3 protein-coding genes are annotated in these 3,476 nt (G+C 70.8%); all 3 read right to left on the reverse strand.

The window, feature by feature from the left end; all coding sequences use genetic code 11:
• On the reverse strand, positions 1–2,482 hold a 2,482-nt coding region (gene alaS, locus SSOG_RS07645), incomplete at its 3' end, for an alanine--tRNA ligase (RefSeq protein ID WP_039936845.1).
• Complete coding sequence (locus SSOG_RS07650; RefSeq protein ID WP_039936847.1) at positions 2,482–2,814, reverse strand: DUF6167 family protein; 333 nt, start codon at positions 2,812–2,814, stop codon at positions 2,482–2,484. The genes SSOG_RS07650 and alaS, both read right to left, overlap by 1 nt.
• Positions 2,815–2,822: 8 nt before the next feature.
• Positions 2,823–3,269 (reverse strand): DUF948 domain-containing protein, encoded by a 447-nt coding sequence (locus SSOG_RS07655; RefSeq protein WP_009713640.1) that lies wholly within the window; start codon positions 3,267–3,269, stop codon positions 2,823–2,825.
• Positions 3,270–3,476 lie beyond the last annotated feature (207 nt).

Genomic DNA, 3,476 nt, shown 5'->3' on the forward strand with positions numbered 1-3,476 from the left:
CGTTCGCCACGGTGAACAGGGCGATGACGGCGGGCCGGTCGACGGCCCCCGACTTCTGGTCCAGCCGTCCGCGCACGTCCAGCACCAGCTTGCGCAGGTCGTCGGCGGTCGTGCCGTCCGGCACCCGGCCGGAGGCCAGGGCGACGCCCCGGACGTCCTTGGCGCCCTCGGCGAGCCCGGCGGCGGCCTGGAGCACCTTCTCGGCGCGGAACCGCTCGATCTCCTTCTCGGCGTCCCTGAGCTTGGCGAGCATGCCGGAGATCTTCTCCGGAAGCTCCTCCGGACGGCCCTTGACCAGGTCGGTCAGCTGGGAGACGACCGTGTGCTCACGGGCGAGGAAGTTGTACGCGTCCACGCCCACCAGGGCCTCCACGCGGCGCACACCGGAGCCGATGGAGGACTCACCGAGCAGCTTCACCAGGCCCAGCTGGGCGGTGTTGTGGACGTGCGTACCGCCGCACAGCTCCTTGGAGAAGTCGCCGATGGTCACCACGCGCACCCGGTCGCCGTACTTCTCGCCGAACTCGGCGATGGCGCCCTGCTTCTTGGCGTCGTCCATGCTCATCACCTCGGCGGTGACGTCGAGTTCGCGGGAGAGCACCTCGTTGATCTTCTGCTCGACGTCGGTGAGCACCCCGCCCGGGACGGCGGACGGCGAGCCGAAGTCGAAGCGGAAGCGGCCGGGCGAGTTCTCCGAACCGGCCTGGGCGGCGGTCGGGCCCAGGGCGTCGCGCAGCGCCTGGTGGGTGAGGTGGGTGGCGCTGTGGGCGCGGGCGATGGCCCGGCGGCGCCGGACGTCGATCTCGGCGTACGCGCCGGAGCCGACCGTCACCTCGCCGACCTGGACGACGCCCTTGTGCACGCTGACGCCGGGCACCGGCTGCTGGACGTCCCGCACCTCGACGACGGCGCCGGAGGCCAGCTTGATCTTGCCGGTGTCGGCGAGCTGGCCGCCGCCCTCGGCGTAGAACGGGGTGCGGTCCAGGACGACCTCGACCTCGTCGCCCTCGGAGGCGGCGGGCGAGGACACCCCGTCGACCAGCAGGCCGACGACGGTGGACTCACCGGAGGTGTCGCTGTAGCCGGTGAACTCGGTCGAGCCGGAGGTGTCGGCGACCTCGCGGTAGGCGGACAGGTCGGCGTGGCCGGTCTTCTTGGCCTTGGCGTCGGCCTTGGCGCGCTCCCGCTGCTCCCGCATCAGGCGGCGGAAGCCGTCCTCGTCCACCGAGAGGCCCTGTTCGGCGGCCATCTCCAGGGTGAGGTCGATCGGGAAGCCCCAGGTGTCGTGGAGCAGGAACGCCTTGTCGCCGGGGAGCACCGAGCCGCCCGCGGCCTTGGTGTCGGTGACGGCGGTGTCGAGGATGTTGGTGCCGGCCTTGAGGGTCTTCAGGAAGGCCGACTCCTCGGCGAGCGCGACGGTCTCGATGCGCTTGCGGTCGGTCAGCAGCTCCGGGTACTGCTGGCCCATCGTCTTGAGGACGACGTCCACCAGCTCGCCGACGACCGGCTCGGCGGCGCCGAGGATGCGCATGTTGCGGATGGCGCGGCGCATGATGCGGCGCAGCACATAGCCGCGGCCCTCGTTGCCGGGGGTGACGCCGTCGCCGATGAGCATGACGGAGGTGCGCATGTGGTCGGCGACCACGCGCAGCGACACGTCGCTGTCATGGGAGGAGCCGTAGGCGACGCCGGTCAGCTCGGTGGCCTTGTCCATCACGACGCGCAGGGTGTCGGTCTCGTACATGTTCTGTACGCCCTGGAGGATCATCGCGAGGCGCTCGAGGCCGAGGCCGGTGTCGATGTTCTTGCTGGGCAGCTCGCCGAGGATGGGGAAGTTCTCCTTGCCCTCCCCCGGACCGCGCTCGTACTGCATGAAGACCAGGTTCCAGATCTCCACGTAGCGCTCGTCGTTGACGGCCGGGCCGCCCTCCACGCCGAACTCCGGACCACGGTCGTAGTTGATCTCGGAGCAGGGGCCGCAGGGGCCGGGGACGCCCATGGACCAGTAGTTGGGGCCCATGCCCAGGCGCTGGATGCGCTCGGCGGGGACGCCGACGACGTCGCGCCAGATGCGCTCGGCCTCGTCGTCCTGCTCGTAGACGGTGATCCAGAGCCGCTCGGGGTCCAGACCGTAGCCACCGTCCGCCACGGAGCCGGTGAGCAGCTCCCAGGCGTAGGTGATGGCGCCTTCCTTGAAGTAGTCGCCGAACGAGAAGTTGCCGCACATCTGGAAGAACGTGCCGTGCCGGGTGGTCTTGCCGACCTCTTCGATGTCCGGCGTACGCACGCACTTCTGCACGCTCACGGCGCGCTTGTAGGGCGGCTGGACCTCACCCAGGAAGAACGGCTTGAAGGGGACCATGCCCGCGTTCACGAGCAGCAGGGTCGGGTCGTCCGCGATGAGCGACGCCGACGGCACGACGGTGTGCCCGCGCTCCTCGAAGAAGCGCAGCCAGCGGCGGCGGATTTCAGCCGACTCCATCAGTGGTCCTCATTTCGGGCGTTCGGGTAGGGGTAGCGAGACGTGTGGGTGAGCTGGGCCCGGCCGCGCTGGGCCGGCAGCTGTGTCAGGTCGTTGGCGGGCGGCGCCGAGGTCAGTCCCAGGGCGTCCTTCAGGGCCGCCTCGCGGTCGGCCATGCCGTCGCGCACGTCGAGCGCGAAGACCTTGATCCGCCGTCCGGCGAGCACCGCCCGGTCGGCGGCCTGCGCCGCCAGGCTCTCGGGGGTGAGCTGATTGAGCTTGCGCTGGACCTTGGTGGTGGCCCACACACCGGCTGCGACGCCGGTGGTGAACCAGAATGTGCGGCGGAACATCCGGTCTCTCAGCCCTTCGATCCACGGTTGCGGCGGCCGCCCCGGCGGGCGGACGGCAGGGTCTTGCCGATGACAACGGTGCCGGTGCGCGCGGGCGCGTCCTCGGGTGCTGCCTTTCGGCCGATCGCGCGCCGGACGCCGTAGCCGAACGCCGCCACCTTGACCAGCGGTCCGCCGAAGGCGGAGGACACGGTCGAGGACAGCGCCGAGGCGTTCGAGGTGACCTCCTGGACGTCGGAGGCGATCGAGTCCACGCGGGCGAGCTGCGTGTTCGCCTCGCGCACGGTCGCCGACGCCTCGCTGAGCAGGGGCACTGCCTGCTCGGTCACCTCCGCCACCAGCCGGGTCGCCGCCTTGAGCGTCTGGGCGAGCCTCACCAGGGCAAGGGCGAGGAAGGACACCAGGATCGCCCAGAAGACGGCCACGAGGATCCCGGCCACCTCTCCACCGGACACGTTGCACCGCTCCCTGCTGCCGATCGCGTCGGTCGTCGTTGTTCAGGTCGTCCGTCGTTCGAGTCGTCCGTCGCCCGGCGTTCTCGGGCGGTCATCCGGGCGCGGGCGGCAGGTATCGACCCTATCGCGCCGGACAGGCCCGGCCGAAACGCATTCCGCCCGGGCCCGGCAGCCCGCGGGTTCCCCCCGACACATCGGTCGATGGGG

It is taken from the genome of Streptomyces himastatinicus ATCC 53653 (genome assembly GCF_000158915.1).
Classification (GTDB): domain Bacteria; phylum Actinomycetota; class Actinomycetes; order Streptomycetales; family Streptomycetaceae; genus Streptomyces; species Streptomyces himastatinicus.

What these genes read in the sequence shown, in the direction of transcription:
- SSOG_RS07650 (WP_039936847.1), bottom strand. Translation starts at nt 2,814, where the DNA reads ATGTTCCGCCGCACATTCTGGTTCACCACCGGCGTCGCAGCCGGTGTG.